Raw genomic sequence first — 17390 nt, forward strand, 5'->3', positions numbered from 1 at the left:
CGGGCCTCCAGCAGTTGGGCGACGTCGGACGGGTCATTGAGGGGTGTGTGCGCGGCAGCTTGCGTGGCCACGGCTCTGACCTGTGCATCCGCGCCGGCCTTCCGCAGGGCCTCCAGCAGTTGGGCGACGTCGGACGGGTCATTGAGGGGTGTGTGCGCGGCAGCTTGCGTGGCCACGGCTCTGACCTGTGCATCCGCGCCGACTTTCCGCAGGGCTCCAAGCAGTCGGGCGACGGCGAACGGGTCATCGAGAGGTGTGTGCGCGGCAGCCCGCTCGACCAAGGCTCTGGCCTGCTGACTCGCGCCGACCTTCCACAGGGCCTCCAGCAGTCGGGCGACGGCGAACGGGTCATCGAAAGGTGTGTGCGCGGCAGCCCGCTCGGCCAAGGCTCTGGCCTGCTCACCCGCGCCGACCACCCACAGCGCGCCCAGCAGCTCGGCGACGGCGTCTAGGGCATTGAGGGGTGTGTGCGCGGCAGCCCGCTTGGCCACGGCTCTGACCTGTGCATCCGCGCCGACTTTCCGCAGGGCCTCCAGCAGTTGGGCGACGTCGAACGGGTCATTGAGGGGTGTGTGCGCGGCAGCCCGCTTGGCCACGGCTCTGACCTGTGCATCCGCGCCGGCCTTCCGCAGGGCCTCCAGCAGTCGGGCGACGTCAAGCGGGTCGTGGAGGGGGGTGTGCGCGGCAACCCGCTCGACCAAGGCTCTGGCCTGCTCACTCGCGCCAGCCTCCCACAGGGCCTCCAGCAGTAGGTCGACGGCGGACGGGTTGCCGAGGGGTGTGTGCGCGGCAGCTTGCGTGGCCACGGCTCTGACCTGTGCATCCGCGCCGGCCTTCCGCAAGGCCTCCAGCAGTCGGGCGACGGCGAACGGGTCATCGAAAGGTGTGTGCGCGGCAACCCGCTCGACCAGGGCACTGGCCTGCTCACTCGCGCCAGCCTCCCACAGGGCCTCCAGCAGTAGGACGACGGCGGACGGGTTGCCGAGGGAGGCGTGGGCGGCAGCCCATTGGGCGGGGCGGGGGTCGTCGGGGTGCACGGTGTGTAGGTGTCTGACGAGGTGTGCGGCGGCGTATGGGATGCCGTGGGTGGTGGCGTTCTTGTGGAGTTGGGCGGCGTCGCGGTACAGGCCGCGGTTCCAGGCGGCGTCGCCGAGCGCGGCCAGGTCAGTGGAGTGTGCGTGGTGGGCGGCCGCGGTCCAGAAGTCGATGGGCGGAATGGTCTCGGCACGGTGGTGACGGCCGTGCTGGTCGAGGTAGTCGGCCAGCAGGTAACGCGGCCCCTGCGGAGGAGGGGCGGGCTGGGGGCGGGTGCGCTTGTTGCGCGGGCCGCTGGTGTTGACGGGGGTGAGGATGCCGGGGATGCCGTTGCAGGGCGTGGTGACGTAGGTGAGGGTCTGGGGCAGCCAGTCGTCGTCGAGAGCGTGGTACTCGGTGTCGGAGAGGTAGCCCAGGGCGGCGTCGGCGAGCCAGTCCAACGGGATGTGGAGGCCGGCGCCCAGGCGGCGGGCGTCCATCGCGGCGTGGATGAGGGCCCGGGTGGCGCCCTCGGCCGCGTGATAGCGGTCCATCAGGTAGGGCACGCCGGCCAGGTACTGGGTGACCTGCCCATCGTCTGCGTGCTGGAATGCCTGGGTGAGGCGGGGGTCGGCATTGTCGGTGGCCTCAAGCGCAGCCAGGTCAGCCGGGGTGAAGGCCTTCGGCACGTCGATCTTGTGCCCGCCCAGTAGCGCGCGGGCACCGGGATGCCGGTCGCCAGTGATCAGGGTGTCCCAGTGCCCCGGCCACAGGGTGCCCAGAACCAGTACGGGTGCCCGCAACGGATCGGTGAGCAGCTCCCGCAGGCCCGCCGCGACCTGCTCACCGAGCGGATCCGGGCCCAGGTAGTGCTGGGCCTCGTTGAGCCACACCACCGTCTTCGGGGCGATCTCCGGCAATGCGGCCAGGACTGCATCAGGGGCGGTGGGAGTGAGGGGATGCCACAGCCGCCAGTCATCCGGCACCGCGGTGACCGCCTCCCACAGGGCGCGAGTCTTGCCCGTGGACGATCCCCCCACCAAGACTGCGATCCCGCTGCGCCCGGCCACGGCGGTCTCGACCACCGTTTTCAGGCGGGCGTCGTGGTCCCGCGGGAGATAGGCGGGGAGGATCCCGAACCGGTCGCGGGCGCCTTCGGTGTCCAGGGCCGGATGGATTCCGAGTCCTCCGTCCAGGAGGAGTTGGGCATTGCCCCGGAGGTCTCCGATCGGGCGCCCGGCGCCCTGCGCCATCCGGGCGTGTACCCACAGCTCACGCACGCGCTTTGTCAGATCGGATGCGTCCCAGGCGGCTCGGCGGGCGAGCACCCAGGTCACGGCGACCACGTCGGCCTGCTGCCCGGGTCGTTCGCTGTCGGAGATGATGCGGTGGACTGTGTCCCGGCTCGGTGCCCCGTCCAGGCCGTCGCTGTCGGCGATGTCCTCGGTGATCTCATCCAGGCTGGGAGTGCCCGCCGCCAGATACACCTCGTACAGCAGTTCTTTGAGCTGGCGCAGGGCCGGCGGCCATCCCACCCGTGCTCGCTTCAGTGGCCGCTGTCGCTTCGCGCTCTCCTTCAGGCCCGGTCGGCCGCCCCCGGTGTCGCCACTCATCGCATCATCGTCCCCGAACCCGCCCCCCGCCATGGTCTGAACGGCACTGATGCTCGTCCTTGGTGACGGCCCGTCGCAACTCGGAGTCGATCTTCGCAGGTGCCTGAGATTGGGCAGCAAGCCGGCCGGCTGCCCTATCCACCCACCCCACTCCCTGTGGAGGCCGTCATGCCCCGCACGCGTCTGACCCGTCGCGAGCGCCTTGCCCTGGCCGGAGCAGCCCTGCGCGGTGCCGTCTCCGGCATCTTCCGCCCCGTCGTCGCCTGGCTCCTGGACCACCTCACCTGAGCTCCCACACCGACCTTGGCAGCGTCAGGCCGTGGTCCCTGAGCCACACGGCCACGGCCTGACGCGCAGGGGGTTCACGTACCTGAACCTGCATCAATCGTTTGACCTGCAAAACATTCAAAGGCCCTTGATGTCGAGCGGGCCGTGGGTGGCGTGGGCACAGTAACGAAGCACCGGTCGTGGACGGCCCGATCGCTGCGAGGCAACTGTCAGCGACGTTGTCGTACGCTGCTGCGGCGGTGCCGCTGTGCTGACCGTCACGGTCGTGCGCGTCATCTACTTCTGGCCTGCTCCACCCTCCGTACTCCCCAGCGGAGGGAGCCGCGACGGGGTCGGTGCGACGCGCGGCCAGGCAGTCAAGCTTTTCGGCCACGTGTGAACCAGAGTCGGTGGGGCCGGATGTCTCCGACGCCCGGAGTCGGCCTGGTGCAGCCGCTTCGCGGGGTGCGCGATCCCGAGCCGTCTTCCCGGCGCTGCTTGGTCGCTCGATGTCGAGAGAAAAGCGGAAGCTTTCCGTCGGGAGCGATCAAACCTGACACGGGTTCCGTCATTTTCGAATGACGGTTCGAGGCGGATTGCCGGTGTTGATATTTACCGACTGTCAAGGTGTAGGTCGTCTCGGTCACGATGTAGCGTGCCGCGCATGAAGTACCCCCGGGACGAATTGCAGCCCGGCCCGGGGGACTTCGTCAACATTTGTCCATCAAGGAGGTCTCATGCTCCCTGACCAGCACCCGGCGGCCATCCGAATGCCAACCGGGCGCCATGACCGTAGCATCTCGCAAAATCGCCTTGGCCAAACGCACTTGGGGTGTGCTCTCCAAGTCACGGTCCGGCTGGCCCCCCTGTGTGCCCTGGCCATCCTGGGTCTCGCCATCGCCTCGGACATGACGGCCGGCCAGACCGCCGCCGCCACCGCGCTGGCCGCGGCGGCCGGCAGCGGTTCGGTGTTCCGCTTCATCGCCTACCGGCAGTTCAGCAAGGCCACCCACGCCTGAGACCCGCGTCCGCCGGGCGCCCGGGCGGGGAGACGGGGACCCCGCCCGGCGCGCACGGCACGCCGGGAACACCTCTTCCTGACGACGACGCGCGCGCCCGACCACGTGCGTCCGTAATTGCAAACCAGCGTCTCCGGTTCCGGAAAGCGGACCGGATCCCGAAGGACGAACCCAGGAATGAAACCCCGCCCCGAGAAGTGCGAGAACTGCGGCGCCGCCCTCACCCAGTCCGGACACGGACGACCCCGGCAGTACTGCGACAACACGTGCGGCAAAGCGGCCCGCAACGCCCGCGGCAACTCCGACAGGGACACCCACGAAGAACACCTCAAGCAGACCAGACAGGTGGCCGAGGCGCTGAAGCGCCAAAGCGCCGCACTGCACCAACAGCTCTCCCACGAGATCACCGACGAGGCGTGGACCCACCTGCTGCGCCGCGTTCATTCCGCGGAAGAGGAGCTGCGGGACCTGCGCACCTGCCTGGTGCAGGTGACCCGGGACCGGGGCATCCCCCAGGCGCGGATCGCCGAGGCATGGGAGATCAACGCCTCCCGGATCAGCAGGGACTGGCCCGAGGACCGGTACGACGGCCGCATGCGCAGCCGCAGCCGCCGCATCGAGGCGCGCGCCCGCCGCTTCCTGCCCCCGCAGGCCACCGGGGCCGGGGACGAGACGGGCGACTCCGCGTCCCGTCCCCGCCAGACCGGCAAGCCGCCCGCCCCGGACACCGGCAAGGACGCCGACCGCGCCGACACCGGGAACAAAGCCCTCTCCCAGCTCAACACAGCCCTCTCCTGCCTCTTACGGTCCGATGCCAGCCGTACCGTCGCCTCCCTGGCCCGGGCAGCCGGCGTCTCCCGCTCCCACGTCTCCCGCATCCTGGCAGGCAACCGCTTCCCCTCCTGGAAGGTCACCACAGCCCTGGTCACGGCCTGCGACGGCAGCACCGACGACATCCGCCCCCTGTGGCAAGCCGCCCACGACAGCCTCCACGCCACCCCCCGCCGCACCCTCGACGGCACCCTCCACACCGTGCTGCGCGGCCTGTACCTGGCCGCCTGCCGCCCGCCCACCGCCACCATCCGCTCCGCCAGCCCGACCCTCACCTACGCCGACATCTCCGGCCTGCTCGAAGGCGCACACGTCCCCGCCTGGCACGTCGTCAAGCACCTCGTCCTCGCACTGCACGGCCAACCCGACATGGTCCGCCCCCTGTGGGAGACCGCCGCCCACACCCCGAACACGCGCACCGAACCACCCGCCCCCGCGCGAATCCCCCTGGCCCCCTTCTGCTGACACCCCTCCACCTCACCGAGGCCCCGCATGCCCACCGCGCACTGCACCCACCCCTCCCCGCCGCGCCCCACACCACCACGCCTCGCGCTGCCCCCCGACTTCGAAGCCTTCTGCCTCCTCCACCACCCCGCCTACGAGCGCTTCGCCGCGCACCACCATGCCCCCGACGCCGTCGCCCGCGCCCTGGGAGACCTCGCCCTGCACTGGCGCAGCCTGCTGACCCAACGCGACCTGACCGCCCAGGCATGGCGCATATTCACCGACCGGGTCCCTCACCCCACCACCGCGATTTCCCGACCGGTCTACGACGTCCTGGTCCTCCGACGCCCCCTCGGCTACACCCCGGACCAGATCACCCGAATCACCGGAATCGACCTGCACACCGTGCGCTGGTGGCTCTCCCACCACCCCACCACAGCCCCTGCTGCAAAAGCCCGGCCGCTCCGGCGCGAGTCCCGATGCCCCCAAGACCCGGCACGCAGTACAGCACCCCGAACGGCCTGACCCCCGCTCGGGCGCCACGGCCAGTTCCCCGAACCGGCCCGCCTTGGGCCCTGGATAACCGTGCCAGGGACGTGTCGTCTGCCACGGAGGTGACAGTGGTTCTGCCACGTGATGTGTCAGTCGCGCGATCCTGGTTGGTGAGGTGTCGTCTCTGTCACGCCAGGACGACGCACCCCCGCCGCTCCAGCTCGCTGAGGAGTGCTAGCGAGGGATCGACCTCGTTCCAACGCAGATCCAGCTTCTCCAGCGATGGCATCAGGGCGAGCCAGTCAGGAAGCTGGACAAGGCGGTTGCTCCGCAGGTCGATCTGACGCAGGCGCGGGAGGCCGGCCAGTGACTCCGGCACCACGTCCAGGGAGTTCTCGCGTAGGTCCAGGTGGCGTAGTTCGCGCAGGCCGGTGGCCGACGTCGGCAAGTGCTCGATCGCGTTCCCCCGGAGCCATAGCTCACGCAGGTTGTGGAGCTGGCCGATGGCATTGGGCAAGGTGGTGAGCCGGTTGTGCTGCGCCCTGAGCTCGATGAGGCCGCTCATCCCACCGATGGTCTCCGGCAGGGTGGTGAGGGAGTTCTCACCGACGTTGAGGTAGCGCAACCGGGTCAGGTTTCCCAGAGAGTCTGGAAGTCGTGTCAGCTGGTTGTCGTGGAGGTAGAGGCAGTCGCTGAGCTCGGTCAGCTTGCCGAGTTCTTCGGGCACCGACGTCAGCGCGTTGTGGCCCAGGTCCAGGGTGTTCAGCTGGTGAAGCTGCCCGATGTCTGGAGGGAGGGCCGTCAGTCCGTTGTCCGCGAGGATCAGCACGCGGAGCTCGGTCTGTCGCCAGACCGACTCGGGCACCTCTCCGAGCTCTTGGCGCCACAGGTTCAGCGCATGCCTCACGGCCATCCCCCTTCATCAATCCTCCTGGGCTCCGATTCTCGTCCGGGATCTCGGGTCCAGCAGGCAGTTAAGACAAGTTCAGCCGGCCTTGGCCGATTCCTCGGCACGTGCTCGGGTGCTGGCGAGGCGGTAGGAGGCTGTCGCCCGGTTCACCTTGATCCGACTGGTCGACGTCGTCTCGGTCTTGCCGCCGTACGGCCCGAAGGGCCCGGTCTCCCCGGCGGTGCGGGCGCCCAGGACGGGGGCGGCCCCCTTCATGCGGTACGGGGCGGGGATCACCGGCCGCTCCCTTCGAGCTGGGTGAGGACGCGGGAGGTCCGCAGTTCCTTGAGGTCGGGGATGTGGTTGTAGAGGGTGCCTCCTGGTCCGCGCCGACGACGGCACCGCCGTCCTGGCCGACGACGTCCGGTACAGCCTCCGCCTCACCGACGCCGACGACGCTGACACGCCTCATGGCAGAACCACTGACCTCCCCGTGGCAGACGACACTCTCGGGAACTCGGTCTGCCTTCTATGAGCCTCACACCGCGTTTTCCAAGGTGATCGCCTCGTACGCGAAGCCTGTGAGGTGTGAGCCCGAGGTGTGAGCCAGAACCCGCGCTGTCCTCTGCCAGGCGATCTTGACCGATTGCCAAGTGACCTTGACGCCCGGTCGGTACTCAGCCCTCCGGCTGGACCTCGTCCGCCTGCATGCCCTTCTGGCCCTGCACAGCAACGAAGGACACCCTCTGGCCTTCCTTCAGGCTCTTGAAACCGTTCCCCTGGATCGCCCTGAAGTGCACGAACAGGTCCGGGCCGGATTCCGGGGTGATGAAGCCGTATCCCTTTTCCTCGTTGAACCACTTCACGACGCCGTTCTGCCGCTCCGCCATGTCCACTCCTTGAATCGCCGATTGTGGCCGGACGCGCATGACGCCCCGGTGAACTGATCATCACCGACAGGAGGACGGGAACCTGGGATAGGCACCGCCACTGGAAGGGATCGGAGCCAACCGGTCAGACTCACCTGGCAAACGGTCAAGATCGACTGCCAGAGGTCGACTGTTCTCACCGAGGGTTACGGGCAAAAGGGAAGTCTGGACCCGTGCATGACGCCCGGCAGGGCTGCCTACCCCTTGCCGACCGTCTTCTCCTTCTTCTCCGCGATCTCCTTACAGTCGAAGCAGAGATCAGCGGTGGGGCGCTGCTCCAGGCGACGGAGGCCGATCTCGATCCCGCAGGCGTCGCACCAGCCGTACTCCTCGGCTCCGATCTTGTCCAAGGTCTTGTCGATCTTCTTGATCAGCTTCCGCTCCCGGTCACGGTTGCGGAGCTCCAGAGCGAATTCCTCCTCCTGGCCGGCCCGCTCCACCGGGTCGGGGAAGTTCGCCGCTTCCTCCTTCATGTCCTCAACGGCCCGATCCACGCTGGTCATCAGTTCCAGCTTCCAGGCGTTGAGGAGCTTGGCGAAGTGCTTGCGCATGGGCTCGCCCATGTACTCCTCACCCCGGGTCTCCTGGTACGGCTCGACTCCGTGCATCGTCTGCCCGGTCTTGGCCTTTTCGGTGGTCAACGTTCCTCCTGTGCTGGGCCCGGATCGACCGCTCGGCATGACTGGCCGATCGATTGACAGTCCCAGCGCTAACGGAGCCACCGCCAAAGAGACACGACCCAGCGGTCAAGATCACTTGGTAAACGGTCAAGATCGCGTGTCAGAGGACACGCGCCGGACGGCCACACCGGCCAGAAACTAGTCTCGATAGAGTTAAAGAATGGGTTAAATTTCAGGATAAGATTTGCTAGGGTTGGGGTGCGAAGGGAGATCGACATGGCGTCCGAAGAAGAGCTGTTCGCGAACATCGACGCGTTGCTGGAGGAGGAGCCCCAGCTCCCGCCTCCGGCGGAGCGTGCCCGGCTGCGCGAAGCCGCCGGTATCACCCAGGCCCGGCTCGCGGTCGCGTTGAAAACGTCGACGCAGACGGTGAAGAACTACGAGAACGGCCGCTCCGAGCCGAAGTCTCCGCGCCTGGAGGCCTACCAGCGACTCCTCAAGGGCTGGGCGGCGAAGTACCCCGCCAGCGGCGCCCCCGCCGCACCCGCACCCGCCCCGGCTCCGGCCGCCGCGCCGCAGCCGGAGGCGCCCGAGACGCTCACCGGCCTGGCCGCCCCGGCCGAGCCGGAGACTGCCACGCCGGCCGCCCCGGCGGCCGCGCCCGAGCGCCCCGCCCACCCGGCCGCGCGCCCGGCGGCGTCGTCCCGGCGCCCGGCGGCGAAGAAGGCCGCCGCGCCCGCCCTCGACCCGCGCTTCCCGCACGGACCGCTGGCCGTCCTCGACGGCGACGGCTCCGCCTACGGCGCCGAGGGGATCGTGCTGGACTGCCCGGCGACCACGGTGGTGGAGCTGGTGGAGTGGACACTGCGCGAGTCCGGCCTCGGTGCTCCGAAGCTGCACCGCCACGGCAAGGACGCCGATCCCCTCATCGTCCTCACCTCCACGGCGGCCGTGAAGCTGGGGCTGCCCGAGCGCCTGGAGGACCGGCGCGGCCTGCGCCTGCCGGAGGACCACCCGGTCGTCAAGCAGGTGGCGAAGGCGAAGTGGCAGCTCACCCAGCGCGGGTTCGGGCCGTGGGCGCGGATCTACCGCAAGGCGCAGGGCCGCGAGCGGCAGTGCGTGCAGCTGGTGATCCTGCCCTGGGACGCCCTCGATGAGCGGTCCTGGCCCGGCGTGAGCGAGATGGAGCCGGCCGACATCGCCCGCGTCCTCGGCGTGTACGCCCAGCGGGTCATCACCCCGCGCGGATCCACGGCCGTCTCGGGTCTGGAGCTGATGACCGCGCTGCGCCCGCCCACGCGCGCCGTGCGGGACGAAGCGACCGGGAACTGGGTGCCCGGCCACAACCCGGGCTCGCTGGGCACCGAGCCGATGGACCCCGCCCCGCCGGAGGCCACCGCGGAGCACCCGGTCGTCGTCCAGTCCGGCTGGACCGGTGGCTTCCTCAACGAGGAGGCGTACCAGTGGGTGCGGCCGGTGGACACGCTGTCCGATGAGGAGTGCCTGCTGCCGCACGCGGTCGGCCTGGACCTGAACACGGCGTTCCTGGCGGCCGCGGCCCGCCTGGTCGTCGGCCTGTCCGCGCCCGACCACTTCGACGCCCCGCAGTTCAACCCGAAGATCCCCGGGAGCTGGCTGGTCGACCTCTCCCACATCGAGCTGGACCCGCGCCTGCCCTCGCCGTTCACCCCGGACGGCTCCCGGCCGACGGGCCCGGCCTGGTACCAGACACACACCGTCGCCTACGCCCAGGAACTCGGCCACAACGTCGCCCCCATCGAGGCGTACCTGCGCAGGGAGACCGGCGCATACCTGGACCCCTGGCACGACCGCCTCAAGAACGCCTACGTCGACACCCTCTCCGACCTCGGCGTCACCAAGGACCTGTCCGACGTCGAGTTCCTCGCCGCGATGGAGCAGCACAAGCAGGCCGACCCGGCCCTGGCCGCCGTCCTCGCGGCCATCAAGGCCACGGTGAAGGGCGGCGTCGGCAAGCTCCGCGAGCGCCCCCAGGGCAGGCACTACAAGGAAGGCGAGCGGTGGCCGGCCCTCGAGCGCCCGACCTGGCGCCCGGACATCCGCGCCGCCGTGATCTCCAAGGCCCGGGTCAACATGCACCGCAAGCTGACCAACATGGCGAAGATGACCGGGCTGTTCCCGCTCGCCGTGCTCTCCGACTGCGTCGTCTACCCCTCCCCGGGCGCGAGCCCGCTGGACTTCCTGCCCTACGCCGCCTCGGGCAAGCCGCAGCCCGGCGGCTTCCGCCTCGGCCCGACGCCCGGCCTGGCGAAGCTGGAGGGCGTCCAGCCGATGGCGTGGGCGGTGGACCTGATGGAGAAGGGGCTGAACCCGGCCCGCCACATCAAGGGCGGCGACGCCGTACTGGACGAAGGGGAGTAGGGCCGTGGGAGAGATCGAGGACGCCATCGAGCGTGCCGACCGGGAGGCGTTCACCAGGGACCCGCCCAAGACGCTGAAGGGCCAGATCGGGTTCCTGCTCAAGCAGTTCGGCAGCGCGAAGGCCGTCGCGGCCGAGATCGGGGTCACCGCTGACTCCGTCAACCGCTACCGGCGCGGCGCCCGCAAGCACGCCCGGGCCGACGTCGCCGCGAAGATTGATGAGGCCGTACGGCAGCGGTGGCAGCCGCTGGTGCGCAGGCGTCGGCAGAAGCAGGCCGCCACCACCGGCGGGATCACGGTGGAGACCCGGGCCCGGTTCGGCTACACCGCACCCGTCGGCACCACCGACGACGGACGCTTCCGCCGCCTGACCGTGCACCTTCCCGCGTCCTACGCGCAGCGCCTGTTCGACGCCCGCGAGGCCGGGGCTGGCGACCAGCAGATGCGCGGAATCATCGCCGAAGGATTCAAAGAAGTGTATTTCCAGGACGGCGGCGGTCGCGCTATGGGACTGTCGGACGTGGAAATCAACGACATCGACTATTTGGACCTGGACTACTAAGTAGGAGCGAAAGCGTGACCGCTGAATTTCCGCCCATCGATCGCGACAAGAGCCCGCTGTTCGACGCCGACCACGACCCGGTCCGCGTGGCCGACGCGCTGCGCCGCAGCCCGCACTTCGCGGCCGCAGACGCCGACCCCGGCGGCGACACGGTGTGGTTCACCACCGAGGCCGGCATCAACTACACGCTGACCTTCAAGGAGGCGGAGCCCACCGAGGATGACCTGCTGCCCGAGCCGGTGCTCACCGAGGCCATCGCCGCGGCGATCCTCAACCACCCCGGCTTCGTCTCACCGCCGATGCGGACTCGCCGCGCGAAGACACCACCGCCATCCAGTCCCGCAACCAGGTGCGCCACCTCCTGGTCCTGAACGTCGACCGCGGCAACGCCCTCGCCCCGGAAGACCTGTCCACCCCGGCCGTCGACGTCGCCCTCGCCGCCGACAAGCTGCTCGCCAACGACCCGAGCGACTCGGAGCGCGCCACGGCCGAACTCCTCAACTACGTGGCCGCCACCTGGGACAAGCACGACCACCCGCTGCGCGAGCACGCCCAGGCCGTCGCCCGCACCCTGCGCACCCAGTAGGAGGGGATCCGTCCATGCCCGCATCCACGGCCACCGAGCGCGCGTACCGTGAGGTGACGACCCGCCGGGAGGACCAGATGAGCGCGCAGCCCGACCACGCACCCGTCACCGCCTACGCCCCCGCGCCCGGGGCGCCGGCCGAACTCCTCGCCCAGCTGCGCGCTGACAAGCGCGCGGACCGGTGGGTGCCGGCCTTCGAGCGGGACTACGCGGCCGCCCTCGAGGAGAGCCGCCGTACGTTCTCCCTGGCCGGGCTGTACGAGGTCGTCCAGGACTGGCAGGGCCGCATCGCGCACGCCCCGGCCGTCGACGCCTTCGTCGCCTCCGGCTACGACGACAGCGACGCCGTCGACCTGGCGGAGCTCCGCGTACGGCGCCGGTGAGCCCGTCGCCGTACGCGGTCCGCGTCTCCGCCCCGGCCGCCAAGGTCCTCGACGCCCTGCCCGAGCACGCGGCGGACACCGTGTGGGACATCCTCGCCACGGCCGCCGCCGACCCGTTTGGCTTCCGGCAGTTCGACAGCGACGACGACGAGGGCGAGGACGTCCGCTACGCGGCCGTCGGCCAGCTCTCCGTCACCTTCTGGGTCAACCGGCACCTGCGCAGCCTGACGGTCCTGAACATCGTCTGGCTCGGGTAGCCACCCCTGACAACGGCCCGGCCCCGGCATTGCAGCTGCCGGGGCCGGGGCCGGGCCGCTGCGCATCGTAGCCACCGCCGTATCCACCCGTTGCCACCCGGTGGCAACGGGTATCCGCCCGGCCGTTGTCACCAGGCTCCGCGGGGCCGTTCGGCACCGAGCTGCACCTCCCGCCGGCACTCCGGGCACTCCGGCAGCCCCTTCACCCGGCGCGGGCGGTCGCCCTTCGCCCAGCTGAACCCGCACAGCGCCGTGTTCGAGTAGTGCTGGACCTGGTCGTCCTCGGAGGCGTGTGAGCCGTAGCCCGGCACCTTCCAGGTGAACGTTGCCTCCCCGTCGTACGGGGCGCCCTCGGGCCAATCGTAGACCGGCTCGGTCGTGGTGCAGCGCATTCGCAGATCAGGCCCCGTCCACTTCTTGCCATAGACGATCTCCGCGGCGGCGTCGGCCGCATCCGCGAGGCGCTCGAAGGACAGGTCGTAGTCGTGCATGTGCTCCCACGAGCCCGGCTTCTGCGACTCGCGCATCAGCGAGCGGAACATCAGCAGCAGCCGGGCCAGGTCGTGGTGATGGACGCGCACCGTCCGGGTGGCGTGGTCGAAGCCGTAGGTCGGGTCGTACGGCGGCCTGTTCGGCATCGGTCCTCGTTCGCTCGGCGGTCAGCGGCCACGGCGTGATCGGCGGCCGGGTGCTCAACGACCGGGGTCCGCCGGGGCCACGCCGACCTCTGCCGTCCGTGCGCCGGCCGATCCGCGGTTCAGGCCGGGGGCGGTGTCGCGCCGGGCAGCTCGCCGGAGAAGGTCCACCACTGCTCGATGGTCCACACGGCGACGCTGGAGCGGTCGGTGGACATCCGCAGCCAGACCTCCTCGCCGCCGGGCAGGAGCGCGACCTCCCGGTGTGCCTCCTCCCACGTGCCCACCGGGTACATCCACTCCAGGCCGTCGTTCGGCCACTTCCGCATCGCCACGGTGCGCACGCTCAGCGCCACGGCGAAGGCGTCCAGCGCCGCTTTGGGTATCCGCACCTCCGCCGGCTCCCGCTCGATCCCCGACACCGGGCCCCTCTCGCGTCGTTCGGCGGGTCTGCGCCCGCCGTCGCGGATCAGCGTGATAGACCCGCCCCGCGCCTGGTGTCACGCTGTGAGGGTAGGAGGCTCATAGGGCGTTTCCCCAGGTAGACGCGGTGAACTATGAGGGTGTGAGGCTGTGAGACGGGCCCGTGCGGACTGCGTGGCGGCGGGTCAGGTCCTCCAGCACCTGCTGCCAGACCTCGCCGTCCAGGCGCCGGGTCACCGCCTCCTCCATGGCGCGGGGCGGCAGCGCGGCGAACATGTCCGCCAGTGGCCCGCCCCGGCCTTCCTGCTCGCCCCACCACAGCTGCTCGGCCACCACCATGTTCCGGCTGTTCCAGAATTCTGGAACGGTGTGCCGCCCCGCCGGCACCGGACCCGCCACCGGCCGGGACGCGCTCTCCAGGCCGGGGAGCTCGCGGCCGTCCTTCGAGCCCGCCAGGAGGGCGCGGGCCGCTGCGGTCGCGGCGCGCGCGGGTGCCAACGCCCCGGCGAACTGCGGCCCGAGCCGGGCGAGCGTGTCGACCAGGGCGTCCACGGTGGCCAGCGTGTCCGACGCCGCCGACGCCGACCAGCCGCCCTTGGCCACGGCCTCCCACACCTCGACCGCCGCGTCCGACAGCACCTCGACCCGCTCCGGCAGCTCCATACCCGGCTCAACGATCCCGCCCGGCCTGCGTACCGCCAAGGCGCCGGCCCCGTGCCCGCGCCCGTGCTCCCGCGCGGCGCCCTGGTGGTGCCCGCCGGCCCGAAGGACGATGGAGACGTCGGCGAGCAGCACGAGGACCAGGAGCACGGCGCCGAACCGGCGCGGCCGCCGCTGAGCGAGGCCCGCGCCCGGGAGATGACGGCCGGGCTGCGCGAGGCGATGGACGACGTCCGGCGCTCCGTGGCGGTCCTCGCCGCCCGGGTCCGCGACGCGCACGCCGCCCGCGTCTGGCTGCCTCTGGGGCACTCCAGCTGGGAGTCGTACTGCGCCGCGGAGTTCGGCATCAGCCGCGCCCAGGCGTACCGGCTCCTCGATGTCGCCCGCGCGCTCGCCGCGATCCACGGCGCGGTCGCCGCCGGCCCGAGCTGTCTCGCACGCGAGACACCGACCCGGGCGCCGCGGCCGCGCTCGACTACGGCCTGTCCCAGCGGGCCCTGATCGCCGTCTCCGGCCGTACGGACACCGTCGCGGAGATCATCACCCGCCGACTCGCCGCACTCGCCCACAGCGGCCTGCAGGCCCTCGATGAGGCCGCGGTGCGCGCCGTCGTCCGCCAGGCCGTCCGCGATGTCCGCACCGCCCCGACGCCACCGCCCGCCGATCCGCCGGCAGACCTGACCGTCGCCGCGCTGCGCGCCGTCGTCGACCTCGCCACCAGCAGCCACGCGATCGGGGCGCTGATGCTCGAAGTCGCCCCGGCGTACCTGTCGGACTCCGAGGCCGCCGACGTCCTGGCGCTGCTGTGCGAGCAGATCGGCGAGCCCCTCGACCACGGGCTCGCTGCCCGGCGCTACGCCTTGACCGGTGACCGCCGGGCCCTGGCCGGGACGGTGCTGTAGCCGCTGCTCCTGGTGCTGCTACTCGGGTGCTGCTCGTGCTCCTGGTGGTGGACGTCGGGTGTAGCAGGGCCGTTTTCGGGGTGCAGCGCAGCATTTGCATGGGCCGGGAGAAGGGCGCTGCTCGTGCAGCAGGCCAAAAGATCTATGCAGCTGCTGCATGCAGCGCGTCGGGGTGCGACTCGGTGCCGGGACGTGAGTGGGCCGGCCGCCGTGGCGCTGCCGTTCTGCAGCACAGCGGCCGGGAACGACGACGGCGCCCTCCCGGTGGGATGGGCGCCGTGACGGTGGCGGGGCGGGAGCCGGGGCTCATCCGGCCAGTCGCAGGGCGGGCGGTGCGTCGGGCAGCGGGGCGTCCTCGCCGCCGTCGGGGTCCGGGTCGAAGTCTGTCCCGATGCGGGCGTCCCGGGCGCGCGGCGGGCGGATGTCGCCGGTCGGGAAGTTCAGCGGCCACACGAACGTGTCGGGCGCCTTGAGGTGGTTGACCATGTGGGTCAGCGACTCGTAGCCGGCCAGCAGCGGGTGGATGAGGACCTCGCCACGGCGCTGCCGCTCGCTGATGATGCCCTTGTCGCGCAGCTGGCTGATGGCCCGGGAGACCACGGACTGGGTGAGCCCGAGGCGCTCGGCTAGCTCCTGCTGGCGGATCTTGACCAGGCCTCCCGGCTCCTGGCGGGAGGTCAGCACGTCGAAGACGTCCCGGGCCGTGGGGGACAGGCAAGCGTTCGGCAGGACCTCGAAGATCTCCGGATTGTGGAAACCAGGGATGGAAGCGGAGCTCATCGCGTGGCCTCGTTCCTCACCGTCGGGATGGTGATCTCGTGCTGCACCAGGGTCTTCTTGAGCGACTTCACCAGACGCAGCTGCTTGTCGCTGCCCCACCGGTAAGCGTAGAGCGGGTTCAGGCGGTACACACCGCGCCGTTCCCTCCAGGTGAAGTTGTGGTGGCTGAGCTGACCGACGGCGCGGGAGATCTTCGACTGCGAGCAGCCGTACTTCTTCGCCAGGCCGCTTTGCGTCATCTCCACCAGGCCCTCCTTGTCGTGGTGCGTCTTGAGGTAGTCCAAGACGTTCCGCGACATCGCGCTCAGGTCGAACTTCCACAGGTTGTCCTCGATCACCTGGGACATGCTCAAGTGCCCCTTGCCGTAGAAGACGTACGGCTTGACCGGGTCCTTCGTCGTGAAAGTGCCGCCGCGCTTGGCCAGCCTCTCCAGGCTGCTGACCAGCTGCTGGGCCGACTCCATGCCATTGACGGACTCGGCGGGCGGCGGAGCGGGGGCCAGCCGCGGCGTGGTCGCCGGCGCCTCCGCGCTGCGCCTCAAGGGCTGGGCCACGGGCTCTCCTTCTCCATGATCGTTAAGGCTGCATAACATAGCAGATCTGCGATGTTATGCAGGAGATCTATGCACGCGACGGGCGTGTCCCTGGACAGGAACGATCTATTCACCTACGTGCATGCAACCCGCCCCGCTCGGGCGTGATCCATTCACTCAGGCTGCATATATCGCGCGCGTTTTCGCAGGTCAGAGGCTTGTGCCTATCTGATCTTTAGAGGCGGGCCCCCTACGGCCCGCGCTGCGCCCTCCAGCCGCTCCATGCAGCGGCGAGGCTGCGGCCGGGCGGGGGAGGCCGCGGATCCATCCGCCAGCGGCCCGCCAGCTGCTGCGCGTCGGCCCCCGGACGGAACTGAGGCGGCTTCGCGTGCGGCTCCGTGGACCGGGTGCGGACCGTAGGCGTGCACCAGCGAAGCTGCGTCTCGGGTTGTACCGGCCGTGACGGTCAAAAGCACGGAGGCGTGGCCGCTGTGAGTGGTGGGCTCCGCCGTACGGCCTGGCGGCCGAACGGCTTACGTACCTCCGCACACCGAATTCCGGCATTCCCATATCGGGCTTCCGTTCTGTGGCTGAGGTATTCAAGTCCGCGCAAATCTAATTCAGCAGGTGAGTTTATGGCCGGGGCTAGGGGTGGCGCGTTCGGAGCACAAACGCTACACAGGTAGATCCGGTGATGCATCACACCGTGTGCACGTTCCTAGTCTCGGATAATGCGTGACGGAATCCGCCGCACGGCAACGGGTTGACGTGTATGCTGGCGGGGTATTGGTGAACGTGAGCGGCCGGTTTCGAGGGTGGGGGAGGGGTTCGGGTGGAGCGCAGCGGAGCCCGCCACTGCGGTGTGGGGGCCGGCACCCGATCGGGCCGACGGCCCGTCACCCTCATTGCAGGGGTGGTGGCTGGGAACCCCAAGCCCTACACAGTCCCGCGCATGATGCACCTTCCCCTCGTAGCCAGCTTCGGGGGTCCCGCTTGCGGGACCCTTCGCAATTCGCGCTTGCGCGAATTGCTTCGCTTTTTAAATTCCGCTTGCGGAATTCTATTCCGGCGCTTGCGCCGGAATTCGCATTGCGCTTGCGCAATGCGTTTCTCTATGCCCCGGCTTGCCGGGGCATATCCCGCTCCGCGGG

The 17390-nt window shown here is 70.1% G+C and carries 20 protein-coding genes; 10 read left to right on the forward strand and 10 right to left on the reverse strand.

From position 1 onward, the window contains the following. Positions 1-2627, reverse strand: a 2627-nt coding sequence (locus ACFYMO_RS30905) for a hypothetical protein (RefSeq protein WP_388550627.1), incomplete at its 3' end; no start/stop codon positions are given. A 1463-nt stretch (positions 2628-4090) separates the two neighbouring features. Here ACFYMO_RS30905 and ACFYMO_RS30910 point away from each other — a divergent pair. Together ACFYMO_RS30910 and ACFYMO_RS30915 are read left to right on the forward strand one after the other, a co-directional pair. Next, the gene (locus ACFYMO_RS30910) at positions 4091-5209 is read left to right on the forward strand and encodes a helix-turn-helix transcriptional regulator (RefSeq protein ID WP_388550630.1); all 1119 of its coding nucleotides are present in this window, start codon (positions 4091-4093) and stop codon (positions 5207-5209) included. A gap of 27 nt (positions 5210-5236) precedes the next feature. Beyond that, positions 5237-5713, forward strand: coding sequence for a hypothetical protein (locus ACFYMO_RS30915; protein ID WP_388550633.1), 477 nt, complete (start codon positions 5237-5239; stop codon positions 5711-5713). Between the two features lie 154 nt (positions 5714-5867). Here ACFYMO_RS30915 and ACFYMO_RS30920 read toward each other — a convergent pair whose 3' ends face one another. From ACFYMO_RS30920 to dksA, 4 genes are all read right to left on the reverse strand, one after another. Continuing rightward, positions 5868-6593, reverse strand: a complete 726-nt coding sequence (locus ACFYMO_RS30920; RefSeq protein ID WP_388550636.1) for a leucine-rich repeat domain-containing protein — start codon at positions 6591-6593, stop codon at positions 5868-5870. Positions 6594-6665: 72 nt separating this feature from the next. Next, positions 6666-6866, reverse strand: coding sequence for a hypothetical protein (locus ACFYMO_RS30925; RefSeq protein ID WP_388550639.1), 201 nt, complete (start codon positions 6864-6866; stop codon positions 6666-6668). Positions 6867-7246: 380 nt separating this feature from the next. Further along, positions 7247-7459, reverse strand: coding sequence for a cold-shock protein (locus ACFYMO_RS30930; protein WP_388550642.1), 213 nt, complete (start codon positions 7457-7459; stop codon positions 7247-7249). Positions 7460-7695: 236 nt separating this feature from the next. Next, on the reverse strand, positions 7696-8139 hold the full coding sequence (gene dksA, locus ACFYMO_RS30935) for an RNA polymerase-binding protein DksA (RefSeq protein WP_388550645.1): 444 nt from the start codon (positions 8137-8139) through the stop codon (positions 7696-7698). A gap of 255 nt (positions 8140-8394) precedes the next feature. Here dksA and tap point away from each other — a divergent pair, with 255 nt between their 5' ends. The 6 genes from tap (at position 8395) to ACFYMO_RS30965 (ending at position 12306) form a co-directional block, all read left to right on the forward strand. After that, on the forward strand, positions 8395-10518 hold the full coding sequence (gene tap / locus ACFYMO_RS30940; RefSeq protein WP_388550647.1) for a telomere-associated protein Tap: 2124 nt from the start codon (positions 8395-8397) through the stop codon (positions 10516-10518). Between the two features lie 4 nt (positions 10519-10522). Then, positions 10523-11080 carry a telomere-protecting terminal protein Tpg gene (gene tpg / locus ACFYMO_RS30945; RefSeq protein WP_388550650.1) on the forward strand — a complete coding sequence of 186 codons (558 nt, stop codon included), beginning with the start codon at positions 10523-10525 and terminating at the stop codon, positions 11078-11080. Positions 11081-11094: 14 nt separating this feature from the next. Next, positions 11095-11451 (forward strand): hypothetical protein, encoded by a 357-nt coding sequence (locus ACFYMO_RS30950; RefSeq protein ID WP_388550652.1) that lies wholly within the window; start codon positions 11095-11097, stop codon positions 11449-11451. Further along, complete coding sequence (locus tag ACFYMO_RS30955) at positions 11430-11666, forward strand: hypothetical protein (RefSeq protein ID WP_388550654.1); 237 nt, start codon at positions 11430-11432, stop codon at positions 11664-11666. The genes ACFYMO_RS30950 and ACFYMO_RS30955 overlap by 22 nt, the downstream gene beginning before the upstream one ends. A 77-nt stretch (positions 11667-11743) precedes the next feature. After that, complete coding sequence (locus tag ACFYMO_RS30960) at positions 11744-12049, forward strand: DUF6247 family protein (RefSeq protein WP_388550686.1); 306 nt, start codon at positions 11744-11746, stop codon at positions 12047-12049. Next, on the forward strand, positions 12046-12306 hold the full coding sequence (locus ACFYMO_RS30965) for a hypothetical protein (RefSeq protein ID WP_388550657.1): 261 nt from the start codon (positions 12046-12048) through the stop codon (positions 12304-12306). The genes ACFYMO_RS30960 and ACFYMO_RS30965 overlap by 4 nt, the downstream gene beginning before the upstream one ends. A gap of 128 nt (positions 12307-12434) precedes the next feature. Here the strand turns inward: ACFYMO_RS30965 and ACFYMO_RS30970 are convergent, their stop codons facing one another. The 3 genes from ACFYMO_RS30970 to ACFYMO_RS30980 form a co-directional block, all read right to left on the reverse strand. Next, positions 12435-12944: a hypothetical protein gene (locus ACFYMO_RS30970; RefSeq protein WP_388550659.1), complete on the reverse strand. Its 510-nt coding sequence runs from the start codon at positions 12942-12944 to the stop codon at positions 12435-12437. A gap of 119 nt (positions 12945-13063) precedes the next feature. Then, positions 13064-13333 carry a hypothetical protein gene (locus ACFYMO_RS30975; protein ID WP_388550662.1) on the reverse strand — a complete coding sequence of 90 codons (270 nt, stop codon included), beginning with the start codon at positions 13331-13333 and terminating at the stop codon, positions 13064-13066. A gap of 163 nt (positions 13334-13496) precedes the next feature. Beyond that, positions 13497-14027 (reverse strand): hypothetical protein, encoded by a 531-nt coding sequence (locus tag ACFYMO_RS30980; protein WP_388550665.1) that lies wholly within the window; start codon positions 14025-14027, stop codon positions 13497-13499. Positions 14028-14078: 51 nt separating this feature from the next. On the opposite strand from ACFYMO_RS30980, the gene ACFYMO_RS30985 reads away from it, so the two are divergent. After that, on the forward strand, positions 14079-14525 hold the full coding sequence (locus tag ACFYMO_RS30985) for a hypothetical protein (RefSeq protein WP_388550668.1): 447 nt from the start codon (positions 14079-14081) through the stop codon (positions 14523-14525). 98 nt (positions 14526-14623) lie between these two features. Beyond that, complete coding sequence (locus ACFYMO_RS30990) at positions 14624-14926, forward strand: hypothetical protein (RefSeq protein WP_388550671.1); 303 nt, start codon at positions 14624-14626, stop codon at positions 14924-14926. Positions 14927-15232: 306 nt separating this feature from the next. Here the strand turns inward: ACFYMO_RS30990 and ACFYMO_RS30995 are convergent, their stop codons facing one another. Together ACFYMO_RS30995 and ACFYMO_RS31000 are read right to left on the reverse strand one after the other, a co-directional pair. Then, positions 15233-15706, reverse strand: a complete 474-nt coding sequence (locus ACFYMO_RS30995) for a helix-turn-helix transcriptional regulator (protein ID WP_384625590.1) — start codon at positions 15704-15706, stop codon at positions 15233-15235. Further along, positions 15703-16260, reverse strand: a complete 558-nt coding sequence (locus ACFYMO_RS31000) for a replication/maintenance protein RepL (protein WP_384625587.1) — start codon at positions 16258-16260, stop codon at positions 15703-15705. The genes ACFYMO_RS30995 and ACFYMO_RS31000 overlap by 4 nt, the downstream gene beginning before the upstream one ends. Between the last annotated feature and the right edge of the window lie 1130 nt (positions 16261-17390).

Origin of the sequence: Streptomyces sp. NPDC007025, assembly GCF_042869455.1 — a bacterium.
Classification (GTDB): Bacteria; Actinomycetota; Actinomycetes; order Streptomycetales; family Streptomycetaceae; genus Streptomyces.

Excerpts from the sequence above, each read along its gene's own strand:
- ACFYMO_RS30930 (WP_388550642.1), bottom strand. The coding sequence starts at position 7,459 with ATGGCGGAGCGGCAGAACGGCGTCGTGAAGTGGTTCAACGAGGAAAAG.
- ACFYMO_RS30970 (WP_388550659.1), bottom strand. The coding sequence starts at position 12,944 with ATGCCGAACAGGCCGCCGTACGACCCGACCTACGGCTTCGACCACGCC.
- ACFYMO_RS30960 (WP_388550686.1), top strand. The coding sequence starts at position 11,744 with ATGAGCGCGCAGCCCGACCACGCACCCGTCACCGCCTACGCCCCCGCG.
- ACFYMO_RS30980 (WP_388550665.1), bottom strand. The coding sequence starts at position 14,027 with ATGGAGCTGCCGGAGCGGGTCGAGGTGCTGTCGGACGCGGCGGTCGAG.
- ACFYMO_RS30915 (WP_388550633.1), top strand. The coding sequence starts at position 5,237 with ATGCCCACCGCGCACTGCACCCACCCCTCCCCGCCGCGCCCCACACCA.
- ACFYMO_RS30910 (WP_388550630.1), top strand. The coding sequence starts at position 4,091 with ATGAAACCCCGCCCCGAGAAGTGCGAGAACTGCGGCGCCGCCCTCACC.
- tap (WP_388550647.1), top strand. The coding sequence starts at position 8,395 with ATGGCGTCCGAAGAAGAGCTGTTCGCGAACATCGACGCGTTGCTGGAG.
- ACFYMO_RS30920 (WP_388550636.1), bottom strand. The coding sequence starts at position 6,593 with ATGGCCGTGAGGCATGCGCTGAACCTGTGGCGCCAAGAGCTCGGAGAG.
- ACFYMO_RS30995 (WP_384625590.1), bottom strand. The coding sequence starts at position 15,706 with ATGAGCTCCGCTTCCATCCCTGGTTTCCACAATCCGGAGATCTTCGAG.